At 68.9% G+C, this 18,934-nt stretch carries 18 protein-coding genes; 7 read left to right on the forward strand and 11 right to left on the reverse strand.

Annotated features, from left to right (window positions below; translation table 11 throughout):
• Position 1: 1 nt before the first annotated feature.
• From FHG54_RS11725 to FHG54_RS11740, 4 genes are all read right to left on the reverse strand, one after another.
• Positions 2–1,123 carry an acyl-CoA dehydrogenase family protein gene (locus tag FHG54_RS11725; RefSeq protein ID WP_232331456.1) on the reverse strand — a complete coding sequence of 374 codons (1,122 nt, stop codon included), beginning with the start codon at positions 1,121–1,123 and terminating at the stop codon, positions 2–4.
• 52 nt (positions 1,124–1,175) lie between these two features.
• On the reverse strand, positions 1,176–3,179 hold the full coding sequence (locus FHG54_RS11730; RefSeq protein WP_276528338.1) for an acetyl/propionyl/methylcrotonyl-CoA carboxylase subunit alpha: 2,004 nt from the start codon (positions 3,177–3,179) through the stop codon (positions 1,176–1,178).
• 281 nt (positions 3,180–3,460) lie between these two features.
• Positions 3,461–4,324 carry an endonuclease domain-containing protein gene (locus tag FHG54_RS11735; protein ID WP_233437761.1) on the reverse strand — a complete coding sequence of 288 codons (864 nt, stop codon included), beginning with the start codon at positions 4,322–4,324 and terminating at the stop codon, positions 3,461–3,463.
• Positions 4,325–4,583: 259 nt separating this feature from the next.
• Positions 4,584–6,191, reverse strand: coding sequence for a carboxyl transferase domain-containing protein (locus tag FHG54_RS11740; protein WP_139418431.1), 1,608 nt, complete (start codon positions 6,189–6,191; stop codon positions 4,584–4,586).
• A gap of 104 nt (positions 6,192–6,295) precedes the next feature.
• Here FHG54_RS11740 and FHG54_RS11745 point away from each other — a divergent pair, with 104 nt between their 5' ends.
• Complete coding sequence (locus FHG54_RS11745; protein ID WP_139417433.1) at positions 6,296–6,952, forward strand: TetR/AcrR family transcriptional regulator; 657 nt, start codon at positions 6,296–6,298, stop codon at positions 6,950–6,952.
• Positions 6,931–7,413 (forward strand): GNAT family N-acetyltransferase, encoded by a 483-nt coding sequence (locus FHG54_RS11750; protein ID WP_139417434.1) that lies wholly within the window; start codon positions 6,931–6,933, stop codon positions 7,411–7,413. Before FHG54_RS11745 ends, FHG54_RS11750 begins: the two co-directional genes overlap by 22 nt.
• 15 nt (positions 7,414–7,428) lie before the next feature.
• On the opposite strand, the gene FHG54_RS11755 is transcribed toward FHG54_RS11750, so the two are convergent.
• The 5 genes from FHG54_RS11755 to pdhA form a co-directional block, all read right to left on the reverse strand.
• Positions 7,429–7,740, reverse strand: a complete 312-nt coding sequence (locus FHG54_RS11755) for a 4a-hydroxytetrahydrobiopterin dehydratase (RefSeq protein ID WP_139417435.1) — start codon at positions 7,738–7,740, stop codon at positions 7,429–7,431.
• Positions 7,741–7,752: 12 nt separating this feature from the next.
• Positions 7,753–8,814, reverse strand: a complete 1,062-nt coding sequence (locus tag FHG54_RS11760; RefSeq protein ID WP_139417436.1) for a 2,3-butanediol dehydrogenase — start codon at positions 8,812–8,814, stop codon at positions 7,753–7,755.
• A gap of 68 nt (positions 8,815–8,882) precedes the next feature.
• Positions 8,883–10,388 (reverse strand): dihydrolipoamide acetyltransferase family protein, encoded by a 1,506-nt coding sequence (locus FHG54_RS11765; protein ID WP_139417437.1) that lies wholly within the window; start codon positions 10,386–10,388, stop codon positions 8,883–8,885.
• 2 nt (positions 10,389–10,390) lie between these two features.
• Complete coding sequence (locus tag FHG54_RS11770) at positions 10,391–11,401, reverse strand: alpha-ketoacid dehydrogenase subunit beta (RefSeq protein ID WP_139417438.1); 1,011 nt, start codon at positions 11,399–11,401, stop codon at positions 10,391–10,393.
• A complete protein-coding gene (pdhA, locus tag FHG54_RS11775) occupies positions 11,398–12,567 on the reverse strand; it encodes a pyruvate dehydrogenase (acetyl-transferring) E1 component subunit alpha (RefSeq protein ID WP_139417439.1) in 1,170 nt (389 codons plus the stop codon). The genes FHG54_RS11770 and pdhA overlap by 4 nt, the downstream gene beginning before the upstream one ends.
• 167 nt (positions 12,568–12,734) lie before the next feature.
• Between pdhA and FHG54_RS11780 the strand changes: the two genes are divergently transcribed.
• Both FHG54_RS11780 and FHG54_RS11785 read left to right on the forward strand, forming a co-directional pair.
• The gene (locus FHG54_RS11780) at positions 12,735–13,196 is read left to right on the forward strand and encodes an Lrp/AsnC family transcriptional regulator (RefSeq protein WP_139417440.1); all 462 of its coding nucleotides are present in this window, start codon (positions 12,735–12,737) and stop codon (positions 13,194–13,196) included.
• 5 nt (positions 13,197–13,201) lie between these two features.
• Positions 13,202–14,092 carry an ATP-grasp domain-containing protein gene (locus FHG54_RS11785; protein WP_139417441.1) on the forward strand — a complete coding sequence of 297 codons (891 nt, stop codon included), beginning with the start codon at positions 13,202–13,204 and terminating at the stop codon, positions 14,090–14,092.
• A 24-nt stretch (positions 14,093–14,116) separates the two neighbouring features.
• Here FHG54_RS11785 and FHG54_RS11790 read toward each other — a convergent pair whose 3' ends face one another.
• Positions 14,117–15,022: an SGNH/GDSL hydrolase family protein gene (locus tag FHG54_RS11790; RefSeq protein ID WP_168197166.1), complete on the reverse strand. Its 906-nt coding sequence runs from the start codon at positions 15,020–15,022 to the stop codon at positions 14,117–14,119.
• Between the two features lie 147 nt (positions 15,023–15,169).
• Here FHG54_RS11790 and FHG54_RS11795 point away from each other — a divergent pair, with 147 nt between their 5' ends.
• Together FHG54_RS11795 and FHG54_RS11800 are read left to right on the forward strand one after the other, a co-directional pair.
• Positions 15,170–15,817 (forward strand): ArsR/SmtB family transcription factor, encoded by a 648-nt coding sequence (locus FHG54_RS11795; RefSeq protein ID WP_139417443.1) that lies wholly within the window; start codon positions 15,170–15,172, stop codon positions 15,815–15,817.
• A 2-nt stretch (positions 15,818–15,819) separates the two neighbouring features.
• Positions 15,820–16,032: a hypothetical protein gene (locus tag FHG54_RS11800; RefSeq protein WP_139417444.1), complete on the forward strand. Its 213-nt coding sequence runs from the start codon at positions 15,820–15,822 to the stop codon at positions 16,030–16,032.
• Between the two features lie 104 nt (positions 16,033–16,136).
• Here FHG54_RS11800 and FHG54_RS11805 read toward each other — a convergent pair whose 3' ends face one another.
• Positions 16,137–18,419 carry a polyribonucleotide nucleotidyltransferase gene (locus FHG54_RS11805; protein WP_139417445.1) on the reverse strand — a complete coding sequence of 761 codons (2,283 nt, stop codon included), beginning with the start codon at positions 18,417–18,419 and terminating at the stop codon, positions 16,137–16,139.
• A gap of 321 nt (positions 18,420–18,740) precedes the next feature.
• On the opposite strand from FHG54_RS11805, the gene FHG54_RS11810 reads away from it, so the two are divergent.
• A complete protein-coding gene (locus tag FHG54_RS11810; RefSeq protein ID WP_139417446.1) occupies positions 18,741–18,932 on the forward strand; it encodes a DUF5302 domain-containing protein in 192 nt (63 codons plus the stop codon).
• Positions 18,933–18,934: the final 2 nt, after the last annotated feature.

The following is an 18,934-nucleotide window of genomic DNA, read 5'->3' on the forward strand; positions in this document are numbered from 1 at the left end:
CCTAACCGATGCCGAGCTCGCGTGCGATGACCATGAGCTGCACCTCGTTCGTGCCCTCGCCGATCTCGAGGATCTTCGAGTCACGGTACTGCCTCGCCACGAGGGACTCGTTCATGAATCCCATTCCGCCGAAGATCTGCGTGGCGTCGCGCGAGTTGAGCATGGCGGCGTCGCTCGAGACGAGCTTGGCCATCGCCGCCTCCTTCTTGAACGGAAGGCCCGCGTCGACCCGTCGCGCCGCATCGTGCCACGCGAGACGCGAGGTGTGGACGCGTGCCTGCATCTGGGCGATCGTGAAGGCGATGTACTGGTGCGACGCGATCGGCACGCCGAAGACGTTGCGGGTCTTCGCGTAGGCGAGCGCCTCGTCGAGGCAGCCCTGCGCGGCGCCGGTGGCGAGCGCGGCGATCGCGATCCGCCCCTCGTCGAGCGTGCGAAGGAAGTTCGCGAAGCCGCGGCCTCGTTCGCCGAGCAGGTTGGCGGCGGGCACCCGCACGTCGTCGAAGGTGAGCGGATGCGTGTCGGAGGCACGCCAGCCCGACTTGTCGTACCCCGGAGCGACCGTGAACCCCGGCGTGCCGTTCGGCACGATGATCGTCGAGAGTTCCTTCGAGACGGAGCCGTCGGGGCGCGTGCGCTCGCCGGTCACCGCGGTGACGGTGACGAACCGGGTGATCGACGTGCCGGAGTTGGTGATGAACTGCTTCGAACCGTTGACGACCCACTCGTCGCCGTCGAGCACGGCGGTCGTGCGGGTGGCGCCGGCGTCGGATCCGGCTTCGGATTCAGTGAGGCCGAAACCCGCGAGGGCGCGCCCCGCGACGAGGTCGGGCAGCAGCTCGGCCTTCTGCTCTTCGGTGCCATGACGGTAGACCGGCATGGCACCGAGGCCCACTCCGGCTTCGAGGGTGATCGCGATCGACTGGTCGACGCGCGCGAGCGCCTCGATGGCGAGGCACAGTGCAAGGTAGTCGCCGCCCTGGCCGCCGACCTCCTCGGGGAACGGCAGTCCGAAGAGTCCGAGATCGCCCATCTGCGCGACGACGTCCATCGAGAGCGTGTGGGTGCGGTCGGCCTCGTAGGACTGCGGGGCGACGACGGTGTCGGCGAACTCGCAGACCATGTCGTACAGCTGCTGTTCCTCTGAGCTCAGCTCGGTGCTCACTGCGTGCTCCTCATTCCTGGTGGTGTGCGGTCGGATGCGCGGCCGCGCGCGCTGTGCGTGGCGATGCGGCGTCGGCGGCATCGGTGGTACCGGATGCCTCGTGATGGGGCTCGACGCGGGCGACGGCCTGATCGCGTGCGACCTGCTGCCCCACCGCGATCGAGAGTCGCACGACGCCGGCAATCGCCGCGGTGACGCGATGTTCCATCTTCATCGCCTCGATCGCGACGACGGCGTCGCCCGGTGCGACGGTGTCGCCGTCGGCGACGAGCACGGCGGTGACGGTGCCGGGCATCGGCGCGCGGAGTTCCGGGTCGGCAAGGCCGCCGCGTTCGATCATCGCGAGGCGGGCGTCGAGAGCGGCCCGGCGATCGGCGGCCGGAATCCGCCAGATGCCGCTGGGCGTATGCAGCCAGAGCGCGCCGTCGGCATCGGTTGCGACGGCGTCGGGGCCGTCGGCATCGGTCGCATCGGCGTCGGCGCCGTCGGCGGTAGTCGCGCCGAGTCGCCAGTCACGAGCGGTCAGCCACGCGTGGGCACCGTCGGCGCGCGCCGCGACGATCGCTTCGGCGGAGCGCACGGTCGCAGCGGCTGCGAGCACCTCGGGCGGAGCGGCATCCGCCTCGGGTTCCGGCATGCGGTCGATGAGACCGGTGTCGAGGTCGCCGCGCTGCACGGCGGGCTCGGCGAGGAGGCGCCGGAGGAACCCGAGGTTCGTGTCGATGCCGAGCACGACGGTGTCGGCGAGCGCAGCGTCCAGGCGCGAGATCGCCTCTGCGCGGTCGTCGCCGTACGCGATGACCTTCGCGAGCATGGGGTCGTAGTCGGCGGTGATCTGCTGCCTCGAACGGATGCCGCCGTCGACTCGCACTCCGGCCCCCGCCGGCTCCCGCCAGACGAGCAGTTCGCCGGTCGACGGCAGGAAACCGCGCTCTGGGCTCTCGGCGTAGAGGCGCGCCTCGATCGCATGCCCGGCGAGGTGCACGTCGCCCTGACGCAGCGAGAGCGGCTGGCCCGCAGCGACTCGCAGCTGCTGCTCGACGAGGTCGACGCCGGTGACGAGCTCGGTGACGGGGTGCTCGACCTGCAGCCGGGTGTTCATCTCGATGAAGAAGAAGTCGCCCGGCGCGGCATCCGACACCAGGAACTCGACGGTGCCCGCGCCGCGGTAGTCCACGCTTCGAGCGGCATCGCATGCCGCTTGCCCGATGCGGGCGCGGGTCGCGGCATCGAGCAGGGGCGACGGCGCCTCTTCGATGACCTTCTGATGGCGGCGCTGCAGTGAGCACTCGCGCTCGCCCAAGTGGATGACGTCGCCGAAGTCGTCGGCGAGCACCTGCACCTCGATGTGGCGCGGTCGTTCGATGAGTCGTTCGAGCAGCAGCGTGTCGTCGCCGAATGCGGCGCGGGCGACGCGCCGTGCCGCGGGAATCGCCGCAGCGAGTTCCCTCGCGTCGCGGGCGATCTGCATGCCCTTGCCGCCGCCGCCGGCACTCGGCTTGACGAGCAGCGGATACCCCACCGATTCGCCGGCAGCGGCGAGTGCGGTGTCGTCGAGTGAGGGATCGGCGATGCCGGGAACCGTCGGCACACCGGATGCCTCGACATGCAGCTTCGCGCGGATCTTGTCGCCCATGATCTCGAGCGCCTGGACGCCCGGTCCGATGAAGACGATGCCGGCCGTGCGGCAGGCTTCGGCGAAGCCCGCATGTTCGGAGAGGAAGCCGTAGCCGGGGTGAATGGCCTCTGCACCGCTCTCGCGCGCTGCGGCGATGATGCGGGCCGGGTCGAGGTAACTCTCCGCGGCTGCTGCGGGACCGATGCGCACGCTGTCATCGGCGAGGCGCACGTGCGGCGCGTCGGCGTCGGCGTCGGAGAAGACGGCGATCGAGCGGATGCCGAGGCGCCGGAGCGTGCGGATCACGCGCACCGCGATCTCGCCGCGGTTCGCGACGAGCACCCGGTCGAACGGGCGCGTCGGCCGTGTCGCATCGACGGCGTCGACCATGCCCATTCGCGCCTCCCTGCGCTCGACGTGCGCGACAATCAGTTAACGCACACTAACTGGAACCGATGTTAGTGGTCGTTAACTGAAATCGCAAGCAGGCGGCGAGGGTCAGCCTGCTCGCGGTGCGAGGGCAGCGGCGATGCGCTCGACGCCGAACTCGAATGCCCGATCGACGTCGTCACAGCTGAAGCGAGGAGATCGGCGATTCCGAGGGCGGGCAAGGGCTCGGTCACCCTCGGAATCGCAGATCCCCTCTGAATCGCAGATCCCCTCGGAATCGCGCGGGCTCAGCGTGTGCGGTGCAGCCCTTGCGCCACGGCACGCATGATGAGGTCCTGAACCGTGTGCCAGCGTTCGACGATCTGCCAGTAGCCGATTCGGATCACGTGATACCCGAGCAGCGTCAGCTGCGCATCGTGCTCGATGTCGGACTCGCGCTGCTCGCCGACGTGATGGCCGCCGTCGATCTGCAGCACCAGGCGCTCCCCGATGAGGAGGTCCACCCGATGCCCGGCGAGCCAGACCTGCGGCACGAGCGGGATCTTCATCCATGCCAGTCGCGGCACCACGAACGACTCCAGGCCGGAATCGGAGAACGGCAGTGCGGCAGCGAGAATCTTCCGCGAGACCGCGGGGAGCGGCAACCGTTCCATCGCCTCCCGGTCGACGATCGCCTGTCGCAGCGCTGACTCCCACACCGCGAAGGCCGCCTCGAACGGCTGACACGCCGCCACGAGAACGAGCACGTTCTCGATCGGGTCGACGAGGGCGTCAGGATGCCGCGGTACGAGCGGCTTCGCCCAGTGCACGGTCGCGCCTCTCGGCGTGGCGCATCCGGAGTGCGCTGGCGCGGCGACGTGGGAACGATCCTCTCGGAACACCCAGAGCCCGAGACGCCGGGCCTGGGTGACGCATGAGACCACCACCCCAGCACGTGCGGCCGCGACGAGGTACGCATCGGCGCCGGGAGCCGCCACCCACCCCTTACGCACCCGGAACACGGCTCCGCCCGCGAGGGCCCGCTCGATGCGATGCCGGCTGTACCCGGCCCGGATCAGGCTTCGAGTGCGCGTGACCCCGCCGTCCTCCTGCACATACGCGGCAACGGACGGGGTCGCGGGCTCGCAGTCACCCGCATCGACACTGTTCACACCCCAACCCTGCGCGAGTACTCGATCCGGCATCGTCGTCGAGGCACATCCGAGGACGGTTCGACTCGTCGGGAGGATGTGGAGGAGGGATGTCGCCGTGCAGGAATCGAGGAGACCTGCGATGCCGAGGGCGGCCGCCAGCTCGATCACCCTCGGAATCGCAGATCCCCTCGGAATCGCAGATCCCCTCGGAATCGCCGATCCCCACGACGCTTCCGCAGGGTCACGATTCTTCCGCAGGGTCACGACGCGAACGGAGCTACATGCGGAACAACCCGAACGCCGGCTCGGGCAGCGGCGTGCGGCTCGCAAGTTCGAGCGCGAGAGCGAGCACGGTGCGCGTGTCCTCAGGCGCGATGATGCCGTCGTCCCAGAGCCGCGCCGTCGAGTGGTATGGGCTGCCCTGATCGTCGTATTGGGCTCGGATCGGATCCCTGAACTCCTGCTCCGCGGCATCCGACCATTCTTCGCCCTTCAGCGCGAGCTGGTCGCGCTTGACGGTCGAGAGCACGGATGCCGCCTGCTCGCCCCCCATCACCGAGATGCGCGCGTTCGGCCACATCCAGAGGAACCGCGGCGAGTACGCCCGGCCGCACATCGAATAGTTGCCTGCGCCGAACGAACCGCCGACGACGACCGTGAACTTCGGCACCCGGGTCGTCGCGACGGCCGTGACCATCTTCGCTCCGTGCTTGGCGATGCCGCCCGCCTCGGCGTCGCGGCCGACCATGAAGCCCGAGATGTTCTGCAGGAAGACGAGCGGGATGCCGCGCTGGTCGCAGAGCTCGATGAAGTGCGCGCCCTTCATGGCCGACTCGGAGAAGAGCACTCCGTTGTTCGCGACGATGCCGACGGGGTGGCCGTCGATATGGGCGAAGCCCGTCACGAGCGTGTCGCCGTACTCGCGCTTGAACTCGGCGAACTCACTGCCGTCGACGAGCCTCGCGATGACCTCGTGCACGTCGTAGGGCTGCTGCACATCGACCGGCACTGCGGCGGTGAGCGTCGACGGGTCGACTGCCGGCGGTCGCGGCTCGCGCACCGCCCACGCCCTCGGAGCGGGTTCGGGCAGGGTCGCGACCATGTCGCGCACGAGCTCGAGCGCATGCTCGTCGTCTTCGGCGAGGTGGTCGGTGACGCCCGAGACCCGGGAGTGCAGTTCGCCGCCGCCGAGCTCCTCCGGCGTCACGACCTCGCCGATCGCCGCCTTCACGAGCGGCGGCCCGCCGAGGAAGATCGTGCCCTGGCCCCGCACGATGACGGTCTCGTCGCTCATCGCCGGCACGTAGGCGCCGCCCGCTGTGCAGGAGCCGAGCACGGCGGCGAGCTGAGGGATGCGCATCGACGAGAGCTGCGCCTGGTTGAAGAAGATGCGGCCGAAGTGCTCGCGATCGGGGAAGACCTCGTCTTGCAGGGGCAGGAATGCACCGCCCGAGTCCACGAGGTAGACGCAGGGCAGCCGATGCTCCTTCGCGACCTCCTGGGCTCGCAGGTGCTTCTTGACCGTCATCGGGTAGTAGGTGCCGCCCTTGACCGTGGCGTCGTTGCAGACGACGAGCACCGGGCGGCCATGCACGAGCCCGACGCCGGTGATGATGCCGGCGCCCGGCGAGTCACCGCCGTAGAGCCCCTCGGCCGCGAGCGGCGAGAGTTCGAGGAACGGACTGCCCTCGTCGAGCAGTCGGTCGACCCGGTCGCGCGGCAGCAGCTTGCCTCGTGCGACGTGGCGGTCGCGGGATGCCGCGGGGCCGCCCAGTGCCGCCGTCGCGAGTCGCTCGCGCAACTCGGCGACGAGCTCACGATGGGCGTCGGAGTTGGAACGTGCGGCATCTCCGCTCGGGTCGATGCTCGTCTGCAGGATGGACATTCGTGCCACCAGTCTTCGTCGACGGCGCGCCCACTTGTGGCCGGCGCAGGATTTCGGTTAGTGTGCACTAACTCGATTCCCGATGTTAGCGAGCATTAACCGAGATGGCAACCACACCGAGCACGGCCGAGATCGCCGTCGGCGCACGCGTTCCCGTCGATGACGACGCGGCGACCGCGACCGATCGCAGCCGCCAGAAGGCCGATCGCCGGCAGGCCATCCTCACCTCGGCGGCGACGCTCTTCGCACAGCGAGGGTACGCCGGTGTCACCATCGAAGACCTCGGCGCAGCGGTCGGCGTGAGCGGTCCGGCCGTGTACCGTCACTTCCCGGGCAAGGCCGCGGTGCTCGCCGCGATCCTCGAGGGCGCGAGCCGCGCACTTCTCGACGGCGCCGAACGAGTCATCGGCGCGGCATCCGACCCGAACTCGACGCTTCGCGAACTCATCGCCTTCCACGTCGACTTCGCGCTCGGCGACGCCGACGTCATCGCCGTGCAAGACCGCGAACTCGAGCAACTCGATCTCGCTGCCCGCCATGAGGTGCGACTGCTCCAGCGTCAGTACGTCGAGCACTGGGTCGACGTACTCTCACGACTCCGGCCCGATCGGGCCGAGACGGAGCTCAGGATCCGGGCACACGCCGCCTTCGGACTCCTGAACTCCACTCCGCACAGCGCCCGCATCCCTGGGCGCAGACCCGCCGACGGCACCATCCGCGGCATCCTGGAGGAAATGACATGGGCGAGCCTCATGTCGTGACCCTGCGCGCGACCCGCGCGGGCGATCTCGACGCTCTCTTCACGTTCGGGCAGCAGGCCGAGGCGGTGCAGATGGCCGCGTTCACCGCACCCGATCCGTCGGACCGTGCCATGTTCGATGCGCACTGGCGACGCCTGCTCGATGATCCCCGCACCGCGTCGCGCACGATTCGGGCCGACGGGACCGTGGTGGGCAGTGTCGGCAGGTGGTTCGAAGACGACACGGCCGAGATCACCTACTGGATCGATCGCGCGCACTGGGGCGAGGGCATCGCGACCCGAGCGATGCGCCTCTTCCTCGACACCCTCCCCGATCGGCCGGTGCGCGCACGAGTCGCCGCCGACAACGCTGGCTCGATCCGCGTGCTCGAGAAGCTCGGGTTCCGCCAGGTCGGCACCGACGCAGGCTTCGCGAATGCCCGCGGCGCCGAGATCGAGGAGCGGATCTACGAGCTCGAGTGAGCCTCGAGCCTGCGTTCAGTTGCCGATCCGAGCGCCCTGCTCGTTCGTGATCTCGGTGATGCGCCGTGCCAGGTCGACGTCGCGCGAGGTCACGCCGCCGACGTCGTGCGATGAGAGTTCGAACTCGACACGGCCCCATCCCAGACGTACGTCGGGGTGATGGTCCAGCTCGTCGGCCACCACCGCGACGGCGTCGAGCACTTGCACCGCGGACGCGAAGTCCGCAGTGCGATAGGCGCCCTCGAGGCGGCCCTCCACGTGGATGAAGGCCGTGCCTGCGAGGTCGTCGGCCGTGTCCGCCGGCGTGAGGATGTTGCGTCCGTTCATTCGTGCCGCCCCTCAGAGATTCGGATTCACGATGATCTTGACGTGCTCTTCGTTGTTGTCGATCAGCTGGTCGAAGCCACCGGAGATGAGGTCGTCCAGCGGAATCCTCGCGGTGATGAACGGCGCCAGATCGAGCTTGCCGTCCTGCACGAGCTTGATGGTGCTCGGGTGATCGTTGGCGTATCCGATCGTGCCGCGCAGGTCGAGCTCCTTGAGCACGAGCTTGGGCATGTCCACTTCCGGCTTGCGACCCCAGATCGAGACATTGACGATGACGCCGCCGGGCCGGACGGCGTCGAGGAGCATGTCGAGCACCACCGGAACAGAACTGCACTCGAACCCGACGTCGGCGCCCGCGCCGCCGGTGAGCGCGCGGACCTTCTCGGCGACGTCGCCCTCGCGCGGGTCGAACACGTCATCGGCGACGCCGGTCTTGCGCGCCATCTGCTTACGCGCCTCGCTGAGTTCGGAGATGTACACGGTCAGGCCTTCAGCCTTCAGCACTGCGGCCGTCAACAGGCCGATGGGGCCGGCCCCACCGACGATCGCCGTGTCGCCGGCCCTGGCCTGGCTGCGTACGAAGGCGTGGTGGGCGACCGACAGCGGTTCGATCAGGGCCGCTTGATCGAGCGGAATCTCACCGATCGGGTGCACCCAGCGCCGCTCCACCACGATCTTCTCCGACAACCCGCCGCCGCGACCGCCCAGGCCGATGAAGTTCATGTCCTTCGACAATTGGTACGCGTGACCGGGGCCGACTTCGACGTCGTCGCCGATGATGTATGGCTCTACCACGACGTTCTGACCCACCGCGAGGTCATCGACGCCGTCACCGAGGGCGGTGATCGTGCCGGAGAACTCGTGGCCCATCGTGATCGGCGCCGATTCGCCTGAGATCGGGTGCGGCGAACCCTTGGGCGGGATGAAGATCGGCCCCTCGAGGTACTCGTGCAGATCTGTGCCGCAGATGCCGCACCAGGCGACGTCGATGGCGACCGTTCCGGGCCTCAGTTCGGGTTCCGGAATGTCCTCGATCCGGATGTCCTTCCGGTCGTAGTAGCGTGCAGCTTTCACCATGGGCTCCTTTCCAGGCGATCATCCCGACCGGCCCGTCTCCACCCATCCTCTCGCCGATGCCGGCGTCACGCCATGGTCAACGCCCGGCCCGGCTCGCGCAGGATCGCCCCGACGTCGGCGAGGAAGCGCGAACCCTGCGCGCCATCGACGAGCCGGTGGTCGAACGAGAGACTCAGGGTCATCAGCTCGCGGAGGGCGATCTCGCCCCGGTGCTCCCACGGCTGCCGGCGCACCGCACCCATCGCGAGGATCGCCGCCTCACCGGGGTTCAGGATCGGCGTGCCCGCATCGATGCCGAAGACCCCGATGTTCGTGATCGAGATGGTGCCGCCGGTGAGATCGGCAGGGCTCGTGCGTCCCGCACGTGCGGTGTCGGCGAGCGCTGCGATCGCGTCGGCCAGTTCGCCGAGTGGCATGCGCTCGGCGGCCTTCACGTTCGGCACGACGAGCCCCCGCTCGGTCGCCGCGGCGATGCCGAGGTTCACGCCCGCGAACCGGACGATCTCCTGCGACTCCTCCTCCCACCGCGAATTGACCTCAGGGGTGCGCCGGGCGGCGAGGCACACGGCCTTCGCGACGACCGTGAGCGGGGTCACCTTGCGCCCGGCGAACTCCCGGTCGTTGCGGAGGCTCCGCAGCAGCTCCATCGTGGCTGTCACATCGACCGTGAGGAACTCGGTCACATGCGGCGCCGTGAACGCGCTGCGCACCATCGCCGCCGCGGTGTGCTTGCGAACCCCCTTGATGGGGATCCGGGTCTCGGCCGCCGAACCCGGTTCACTCCCCGAGGACGGCGACGTCGGCGACGCCGGCGCCACGTCGGCAGACTCGGGCAACGAGACTTCGGATGCCGCGCGCTCGACGTCGTCCCGAGTGATCAGGCCGCGCTCGCCCGTGCCGACGATGCCGTCGAGCTCGAGCCCGAGATCGCGTGCGAGCTTGCGCACCGGCGGCGTCGATCGCGGACGCTCGGCGCCCACTGCGGCGGCCGACTCGAAGGCCGCGGGGCTCGGCGCCGCAGCGCTCGTCGCTTCGGTGTTCGTCGCTTCGGTGTTCGTCGCTTCGGTGTTCATCGCTTCGGTGTTCATCGCTTCGGGCGCGCTCGGCACTTCCGGCACGAGATCGGCCGTGAGCGACGCGCGGCGCGCGCGACGCTGCGGTGCGGAGTCGGCCGATGCGCCGTAGCCGACGAGGTTCGGTCCGGGCGCTGCGTCGGGCGCAGCATCCGCCGCCCCATCCTCCGCGCCTGCCGACGGCGACTCCTCCGGGCGCGCCCCGACCGACTCCGCTGAACTCGGGTCCTCCGCCGGTTCGGTGCCGGAGGCATCCGCCGCACCGGTGTCGCAGGAGAAGAGCGGGGCGCCGACATCGACGGTCTCACCCTCCGCCGCATGCAGGGCGGTGATGACGCCCGTGTAGGGCGACGGCAACTCGACGACGGCCTTCGCAGTCTCGACGTCGGCGATGATCTGATTGAGTTCGACGCGGTCGCCCACGCCGACGCGCCACGCGACGATCTCGGATTCGGTGAGCCCTTCACCGAGGTCGGGCAGCGGGAAATCGCGGATCATGGTCACGCCTCGACCCCGCTCAGCGAGTTCGGGCGCCGGAGCACCCGATCGACGCCGTCGAGTATGCGGTCGAGGTCGGGCAGGTGGTGCCGCTCGAGCTTCGCCGGCGGATACGGGATGTCGTGTCCGGTGACGCGTACGGGTGCGGCCTCGAGGAACTCGAAGCAGCGCTCCGTGATCGATGCGGCGAGCTCAGCGCCCACTCCCCCCTGCTGCCCTGCCTCGTGCGTGATGACGAGGCGGCCGGTGCGGCGCACCGACGCCTCGACGGTCGCATAGTCGACCGGAGCGAGCGAGCGCAGGTCGATGACCTCGATCGACACGCCGTCTTCGGCAGCCGCGACCGCGGCGTCGCGCGCCGTCTGCACGAGCGGCCCGTACGTCACGAGCGTCACGTCGCTGCCGGTCGCCACCGTCGTCGCGACGCCCATCGGCCGCGCGTCGGCGAGGCTCGCGGTCTCGTCGACCTCACCTTTCACGTGGTAGCGCCGCTTCGGCTCGAAGAACAGCACCGGGTCGTCGCTCGCGATCGCCTGGCGGATCATCACGTAGGCGTCGGCGGGGTTCGAACACGCCACGACCCGGAGGCCCGCGGTGTGCGCGAAGTACGCCTCGGGCGACTCGGAATGGTGTTCGGCCGCGCCGATGCCGCCGCCGAACGGTACGCGGATCGTGATCGGCATGCGAACGTTGCCGCGCGAGCGGTAGTGCAGCTTCGCGACCTGCGCGACGATCTGGTCGAACCCCGGGTAGATGAACCCGTCGAACTGGATCTCGATGACCGGCCGGAAGCCGCGATACGCGAGACCGACCGCAGTGCCGACGATGCCGGCTTCGGAGAGCGGCGTGTCGACGACACGCTTCGCGCCGAACTCGGCCTTCAGCCCGTCGGTGACCCGGAACACGCCGCCGAGCGTACCGATGTCCTCGCCCATGAGCACGACCTTGTCGTCGTCGTCGAGCGCGCGGCGGAGGCCCGCATTGAGTGCTTTCGCGAGTGTCAGCGTGGTCATCGTGCGCCTCCCCCGGTGGTGCCGGGTGCCGCGGCATCCGCACTGCGCTCCGCCGGAGCATCGGCGAACATCGCCAGATAGCGCGAGTAGTGGTCGCGCTGGCGCTCGATGTGGCTGTTCGGTTCGGCATAGACGTGGTCGAAGACGGTCATCGGCTCGGGTTCGGTGATCGTCGTGAGCGCGGCGCGCAGTTCTGCCGCGGCACGGTCGGCCTCGGCCCCGACCTCGCGTTCGAGGCCCGCGATGTCGACTCCGGATGCCTCGAGCAACGCGAGCACCCGTGAGAGCGGGTCGCGTGCGCGCCACTCGTCGAGTTCGTCGTCGGTGCGATAGCGCTTCGGATCGTCGGCCGTCGTGTGCGGGCCCATGCGGTACGTGACCGCCTCGATGAACGTCGGCCCGTCGCCGCGGCGGGCGCGATCGAGCGCGATGCGGGTGGCCGCGAGCACCGCGAGCACGTCGTTGCCGTCGACGCGAACGCCCGGCATGCCGAAGCCGTCGGCCCGCCGCGCGAGGTGCTGCTTCGACTGCAGGCCCACGGGTTCGGAGATGGCCCAGTGGTTGTTCTGGCAGAAGAAGACGACCGGGGCGTCGAAGCTCGCCGCGAAGACGAGCGCCTCATTGACGTCGCCTTCGCTCGTGGCACCGTCGCCGAAGTACGCGATCGCTGCGGCATCCGAACCCTCCCAGGCGGCGCCCATGGCGTAACCGGTGGCGTGCAGTGCCTGGGCGCCGATGATGATCTGCGGCACTGCCATGCCGTGCTCGAAGGGGTTCCAGCCCGAGGCGGTGGTGCCGCGCCAGACCGAGAGCAGTTCGGCGGGCTCGACCCCGCGGCACCAGGCGAGCGCGTGCTCACGGTAGCTGGAGAAGATGAAGTCGTCGTCGCGGAGCGCACGCCCCGACCCGATCTGCGCGGCCTCCTGACCGGCGAGCGGCGGCCAGAGACCGAGCTCGCCCTGGCGCTGCAGCGCGGTGGCCTCGGCGTCGATGCGGCGCACGATCGCCATGTCGCGGTAGAGGCGGCCGAGGGCTCCGAGATCGATGTCGGCGATCCACGGATCGAACTCGGCGTTCGCGTGGCGTTCGCCAGTGGGGCTGACGAGCTGCAGGAAATCGTCGGGCTTCGTGAGGAGCCCGGTGGCGTCTCGGTCGGATGGGGTCATCGTCGATCCTCGCTTTCGGCGGGCCCGCTTCGTGGGCTGCCCGCGCCCGGCGTCTCTGCCGGTTAACCCCGATGGTACGTCGATCTCGCACACAGCTCAACCGGGTCGAGTTGCATTGAGCAAGTTGCATAGTCAGAGCGAGCGCTGCCGTGCTATCGTCTGGCATTATGACCGGCTACGACGCTGTCGACAGGGCGCTGCTCACGGCGCTCGCGCCCGACCCGCGAGCGACCGTTGTGGCCCTGGCCGATCGCCTCGGCCTCTCGCGCAACACCGTGCAGGCGCGCATGACGCGCCTCGAGGCATCCGGCGCATTCCTCTCATTCGAACGCAGCATGGACCCGGCGCCGCTCGGGTATCCGATCGAGGCGTTCATCTCCGTGCACGTGCGCCAGAAGCTGCTCGGCCAGGTCGTCGACGAGATCGCGCGCATTCCCGAGGTGATCCAGGCGCACGGGCTCTCGGGGTCGGTCGACCTGCTCGTGCGGGTGGTCTGCCGCGATGCACACGACCTCTTCCGCATCGACGGAGAGATTCTCGCGATCGACGGGGTCGAGCGCACCGAGACCTCGCTGGCGATGGGCGAGCTCATCCCGTTTCGGCTCGGGCCGCTGCTCGAACGGATGTGAGCCCGATGCGCGTCGCGGTGCTCCGCTGCGAACGGCTTCCCCGTTTCGTGACGTGGGAGATCCCCGATGCGGACTCCCTGTTCGACGACGACCGCCGGCTCATCGACGCATTCTCCGAGCGCGGCGTGGACGCCGAGCCCGTGGCGTGGACCGACGCCGGCGCCGACTGGGATGAATACGACGCCGTCGTGCTTCGGAGCACCTGGGACTACGTCGACCGCCTGCCGCAGTTCCTCGACGTGGCCGCCGCCATCGAACGGTCGAGTGCCATGCTGTTCAACCCCGCTGCAGCCGTGCAGTGGAACGCCGACAAGCGCTACCTCGACGACCTCGACCGGCTGGGTGTGCCGATCGTTCCGCTCGTGCGCGGAACGGGAGCCGATGCCACGCGCATCCAGGAGTCGATCGCCGAGGCCGGCTGGCACGAACTGGTGCTGAAGCCCGCCATCGGTGTCGGCGGCTCGGGTGTCGTGCGGGCGAACCCCACGACGCTCGGTCTCACGCTCGACGCGTCTGCGCCTGACGCGGAGGTGATGGTGCAGCCGTTCGCGAACTCGATCCTCGACGAGGGCGAGCTCTCATTCATCTTCCTCGGCGGTTCGCTGAGTCATGTGCTCCGCAAGCGACCGGCCACTGGCGACTTCCGAGCGCATGGCATCTACGGCGGAACGGTCGAGCTCACCGATGCCGACCCGGCGGATGCACGAGCCGTCGCGGCGATGCTCGCGCGCCTGCCGTACGAGTTGCTCTACGCCCGATTCGACGTCGTTCGCTACGGCGGGCGGCTCGCGGTGCTCGAGTTGGAACTCATCGAGCCGATGCTCTACTTCGGCCGCGCGCCGGGCAGCGCCGATCGCCTCGCCGACGCGACGATCGCTCGAATCAGCGGCGCCTGAGCCGCGGAGGCCGTTCCGAGAGCGTCAACGGGCGAACACCCGGTCGCTTGCGAGCGCCCTGGCGTAGCCGAGCGCGTTGCCGAGCGCATTCGGGTGGAAGTTCTCAGTGGCGGCGAGGTCGGCCGGGTTGTAGGCGATGTACGGCACGAGGTCGCCGATGGCGTGCCCGGCGAACTCCTGCGTCACGTCGACGTGCATGATCTTCGGGTTGCCGGTGGCCGCCACGGCATCATCCACCGCGACTCGGATCTCTTCGTTCAGGAGGGTGGTCACGGAGTTGATGGCGTCTCCCAGCGGGTCTGCACCTGGCTTGAACAACAGCGGGTAGTTCAGCACGGCCACGCGGGCGTTCGGCAGCGTCGTGGCGATTGTCTCGTAGAGCACGGCGAGCTCATCGCCGACGTGCGGAAGCGATTGAGTGGCGAGGTCGATGGCCGTCGAGCACGGGGGTACGCCGGGATCCGGATACTGGCCGCATGCAGCCAGGACCGTGTTCGAGCCGGCGTCGATGGCACCGACCGTGAGCGTGACGAGCGCCGTGTTGCCGTTGACCGGAGTCGGCACCGTCAGTTGCGCCGCGGTGTCGGCGATCGTCGCTCCTGAGCAGGCCCTGTTCTCGGTCAGCCGATACACGCTGAAGAGGGCGGCGATGGTCGGGTACCCGGCGTACTTGCTCTGCAGACACTGCCCCGGCACGTATGGCGGCGCACCCTGTCCGGCCGTGTACGAATCACCGAGCGCCACAGAGCTGCGGTGCAAGGGGAACCACTTCGAGTGCGTGCCGGCGGTCACCACCGAGTACGACGAGGCCGCTTCGGGGAGTGCTGTCGCCGGCGTCGCGGCGACGCCGACGACCAGTCCGACGGTGACGGCGGAGACAGCGCCGAGGCGCGTCAGGAATCGCGCGTTAACGTGAGCATTTGTCAACATGCGGTGAGAGTACCCCTTCGCCGCGAGGGCCGCCAACCCCCATTTCATGTGGCGTACGGCGGCCCCGCGCCGGCCGATTCCCGCGTGCAAACAATATTTTGCAACGAAACTCTTGCAAAGCTTTCTTTGCAGCGCTATCTTTGCACTATGACGAACTCCGACGAACTCGAAGCGCAGCCGAGTAGTTCACGCCACCCCGGCATCGATCACGTGATCACGAGCGCGAGCCTGAAATCGCTCGCCCACCCGCTGCGCGTGCGCATCTATGACGAACTCTCGGCATACGGCCCGCTCACCGCGAGCGGACTCGCCGATCGGCTGAGCGAATCGAGCGGATCGACGAGCTACCACCTGCGACAGCTCGAGCGCACCGGCCTCGTGCGTGAAGACACGACGCGGGGCAAGGGCCGCGAACGGTGGTGGGAACGCACGCCGGGCTCCATCGCGATCCCCGATGCCCGCTCGCTGCCGCCCGGCAGCGCCGACCGCCTTGCGGTGAAGCTCGTCGAAGACGAGTGGTTCCGATCGCGCGACCAGAACTTCCACGAGTTCGTCTCAGAGGGCGACCAGGTGTTCGGCGACGAGTGGCTCGACGTCGCCACGAGCGACACGATCAACCTCCGCCTCACGCCGGAGCAGCTGCACGGCCTGATCACCGACATCGACGTGGTGCTGGGGCACTACATCGATGCACACAAGAAGACCCCCACGCCGGGTTCGCGCCCGGTGCAGATCCAGATCAACGCCTTCCCGCTCGTCCGCGGGGAGCCGACCGAAGACGCACCGACAGGATGACGATGAACACCGCACTCCTCTCCCCCACCACCGGGCTCCTGGCCGGATGGGCCGTTCGCAGCGGTCTCAGCCTGGCGAGCTGGGGCCTCCAGCGCGCGACTCGTCGTACCGATCGCGATCGACTCCAACGTCGCCTCGAGGCACGGGCCGCTGCCGAGGCAGCCCTGGCCGACCGCGACGCGGCGTATCGATCGACGACGTACGGACTGATGTAGGCGCTCGTTCACGAGCTGCGCCGAAGACGACGGATGCCCCGCCGGCCCCTCCCCTCGAAAGCTCGGGGTGGGAACGACGGGGCATCCGCTGTGCTGACTGCGCCTTACGCGTCGGCGCCCTCGGCGGGCTCCTCGGAGTGCGTGCTGTGCGAGTCACGACCGTTCGTGTCGGCCTCCTCTGCGAGCACCGGGGCGAGCGAGAGCTTGCCGCGGTCGTCGATCTTCGTGATCTCGACGAGAATCTTCTGGCCGACGCCGAGTACGTCGTCGACGCTCTCGACGCGCTTGCCACCGGCGAGCTTGCGCACCTCGCTGATGTGCAGCAGCCCGTCTTTGCCCGGGAGCAGCGAGATGAAGGCGCCGAACGCGGCGATCTTCACGACGGTTCCGAGGAACTGTTCGCCGATCTCGGGGTTCGTCGGGTTCGCGATCGCGTTGACCTGGGCACGTGCGGCCTCGGCCGAGGGGCCGTCGGTCGCGCCGATGTAGACGGTGCCGTCCTCCTCGATGGAGATGTCGGCGCCGGTCTCATCCTGGATCGCGTTGATCGTCTTGCCCTTCGGGCCGATCAGCTCGCCGATCTTGTCGACGGGGATCTGCACCGAGATCACGCGGGGCGCGGTCGGAGCCATCTCGTCGGGCGCGTCGATCGCGGCGTTCAGCACGGCGAGAATCGTCGTGCGAGCGTCTTTCGCCTGCGTCAGCGCGCCGGCAAGCACCGAGGCGGGGATGCCGTCGAGCTTCGTGTCGAGCTGGATCGCGGTGACGAACTCGCTCGTTCCGGCGACCTTGAAGTCCATGTCGCCGAGCGCGTCTTCGGCGCCGAGGATGTCGGTGAGCGCTGCGTAGCGGGTCTCACCGTCCACGGTGTCGGAGATGAGGCCCATCGCGATGCCGGCGACGGGTGCGCGCAGCGGCACGCCCGCGTTCAGGAGCGCGAGGGTCGAGGCGCAGACGGAGCCCATCGACGTCGAGCCGTTGGAGCCGAGCGCTTCGGATACCTGACGGATCGCGTAGGGGAACTCCTCGCGCGTGGGCAGCACCGGCACGAGCGCGCGCTCGGCGAGTGCGCCGTGCCCGATCTCGCGACGCTTCGGCGACCCGACGCGACCGGTCTCACCGGTCGAGTAGGGCGGGAAGTTGTAGTTGTGCATGTAACGCTTCTTGGTGACCGGGCTCAGCGAGTCGATCGACTGCTCGAGCTTCAGCATGTTCAGCGTCGTGATGCCCATGATCTGGGTCTCACCGCGCTGGAAGATGGCCGAGCCGTGAACGCGGGGAACGACCTGCACCTCCGCGTCGAGCGGGCGGATGTCGGCGAGCCCGCGGCCGTCGATGCGCACCCCCTCTTCGAGCACGCGAGAACGCACGACGTGCTTCGTGACCGACTTGTACGCCGCGGAGACCTCGGCATTGGCCGACTCGGGGAGCTCCCCGGCCTCGACCTTGGCTGCGACCTGCTCCTTGACGCGAGCCTTGAGCGCGTCGTCGGCGTCTTGACGCTCGACCTTGCCGGCGATCTGGTAGACGCCCTTGAGCTCCTCGAGCGCGAGCGCCTCGACGACGGCCTTCGTCTCAGCCTGGTAGGGCGGGAACGTCGGGTAGTCGGCGGTGGGCTTCGCCGCGGTCTTCGCGACCTGCTGCTGCGCCTCGACGAGCTGCTTGATGAAGGGCTTCGACGCTTCGATGCCCTGCGCGATGACGGCCTCGTCGGGCTTGACGGCGCCGGCCTGGATGAGGTTCCACGCGTTGTCGGTCGCCTCGGCCTCGATCATCATGATCGCGACGTCTTGCGAGCCGTCGGCCTCGGTCACCACGCGACCGGCGACGACCATGCTGAACACGGCGTCGTCAAGCTGCGAGTGCTTCGGGAAGGCGACCCACTGGCCGTCGATGAGTGCCACGCGCACGCCGCCTACCGGGCCCGAGAAGGGGAGGCCGGAGAGCTGCGTCGAGAGCGAGGCCGCGTTGATGGCGAGCACGTCGTAGAGCTCGTCGGGTTCGATCGCGAGCACGGTGACGACGACCTGCACCTCGTTGCGGAGTCCCTCGACGAACGAGGGGCGCAGGGGGCGGTCGATCAGTCGGCAGGTGAGGATCGCCTCGGTCGAGGGGCGACCCTCGCGACGGAAGAACGAGCCGGGGATGCGCCCCGCGGCGTACATGCGCTCCTCGACGTCGATCGTCAGCGGGAAGAAGTCGAAGTGCTCCTTCGGCTGCTTGGAGACCGAAGTCGCCGAGAGCAGCATGGTCTCTTCGTCGATGTAGGCGGCGGCGGAACCCTGCGCCTGCTGGGCGAGGCGGCCGGTCTCGAAGCGGATGGTACGGGTGCCGAACTTGCCGTTGTCGATGACGGCTTCGGCGAACGTGATTTCAGGACCTTCCAAGAGGTCGTCTCCTTTGTTTACCGTCGCACCCCGTGTGGGCGCGACTCATACCGAGGAGCAGGAACAGGCAATACGAATCGCATCGATCGATGCGTTCACGCTGGCCACCAGTAGAAGTCCACCAAACCCGGTTTGGTAATCCACCACAGGGGACCAGCTTCCTGCCGGCCTGCTCCAAACAGTTGCCCACACGAACAGCACGGGCAACCTCTCCCAATGGTAGCAGAGCGGCCGTTTTCGGCCGGTGAACAGCGGATGTCGCGCCCCCCGCGACACCGGCGGGATCCGCGAGCGCGCGGCATCCATGCCAGACTCGAACGCATGAGTCCCGACGAGCAGACCAACCAGGGCCCGTCCGACGAGGCGAAGCGCAAGTTCCGCGAAGCCCTCGATCGCAAGAACAGGGCGGCGAAGCAGCGCGAGGGCGAAGCCCACCTCGATGGCGAGGGCGGCGCGCAGCACACGCAGGGCCCGGCCGACCACAAGCGCGAGTTCCGTCGCAAGAGCGGCTGATC

It is taken from the genome of Agromyces laixinhei, from assembly GCF_006337065.1.
GTDB lineage: Bacteria > Actinomycetota > Actinomycetes > Actinomycetales > Microbacteriaceae > Agromyces > Agromyces laixinhei.

Bases quoted from the DNA above. Each gene is read 5' to 3' on its own strand.
- FHG54_RS11765 (WP_139417437.1), bottom strand. From the start codon at position 10,388: ATGATCCGCGATTTCCCGCTGCCCGACCTCGGTGAAGGGCTCACCGAA.
- FHG54_RS11790 (WP_168197166.1), bottom strand. From the start codon at position 15,022: ATGTTGACAAATGCTCACGTTAACGCGCGATTCCTGACGCGCCTCGGC.
- FHG54_RS11745 (WP_139417433.1), top strand. From the start codon at position 6,296: ATGGCAACCACACCGAGCACGGCCGAGATCGCCGTCGGCGCACGCGTT.
- FHG54_RS11800 (WP_139417444.1), top strand. From the start codon at position 15,820: ATGAACACCGCACTCCTCTCCCCCACCACCGGGCTCCTGGCCGGATGG.
- FHG54_RS11750 (WP_139417434.1), top strand. From the start codon at position 6,931: ATGGGCGAGCCTCATGTCGTGACCCTGCGCGCGACCCGCGCGGGCGAT.
- FHG54_RS11725 (WP_232331456.1), bottom strand. From the start codon at position 1,123: ATGGTCTGCGAGTTCGCCGACACCGTCGTCGCCCCGCAGTCCTACGAG.
- FHG54_RS11785 (WP_139417441.1), top strand. From the start codon at position 13,202: ATGCGCGTCGCGGTGCTCCGCTGCGAACGGCTTCCCCGTTTCGTGACG.
- FHG54_RS11730 (WP_276528338.1), bottom strand. From the start codon at position 3,179: ATGGGCATGGTCGACGCCGTCGATGCGACACGGCCGACGCGCCCGTTC.
- FHG54_RS11755 (WP_139417435.1), bottom strand. From the start codon at position 7,740: ATGAACGGACGCAACATCCTCACGCCGGCGGACACGGCCGACGACCTC.
- FHG54_RS11740 (WP_139418431.1), bottom strand. From the start codon at position 6,191: ATGTCCATCCTGCAGACGAGCATCGACCCGAGCGGAGATGCCGCACGT.
- FHG54_RS11810 (WP_139417446.1), top strand. From the start codon at position 18,741: ATGAGTCCCGACGAGCAGACCAACCAGGGCCCGTCCGACGAGGCGAAG.
- FHG54_RS11770 (WP_139417438.1), bottom strand. From the start codon at position 11,401: ATGACCACGCTGACACTCGCGAAAGCACTCAATGCGGGCCTCCGCCGC.
- FHG54_RS11780 (WP_139417440.1), top strand. From the start codon at position 12,735: ATGACCGGCTACGACGCTGTCGACAGGGCGCTGCTCACGGCGCTCGCG.
- FHG54_RS11795 (WP_139417443.1), top strand. From the start codon at position 15,170: ATGACGAACTCCGACGAACTCGAAGCGCAGCCGAGTAGTTCACGCCAC.
- pdhA (WP_139417439.1), bottom strand. From the start codon at position 12,567: ATGACCCCATCCGACCGAGACGCCACCGGGCTCCTCACGAAGCCCGAC.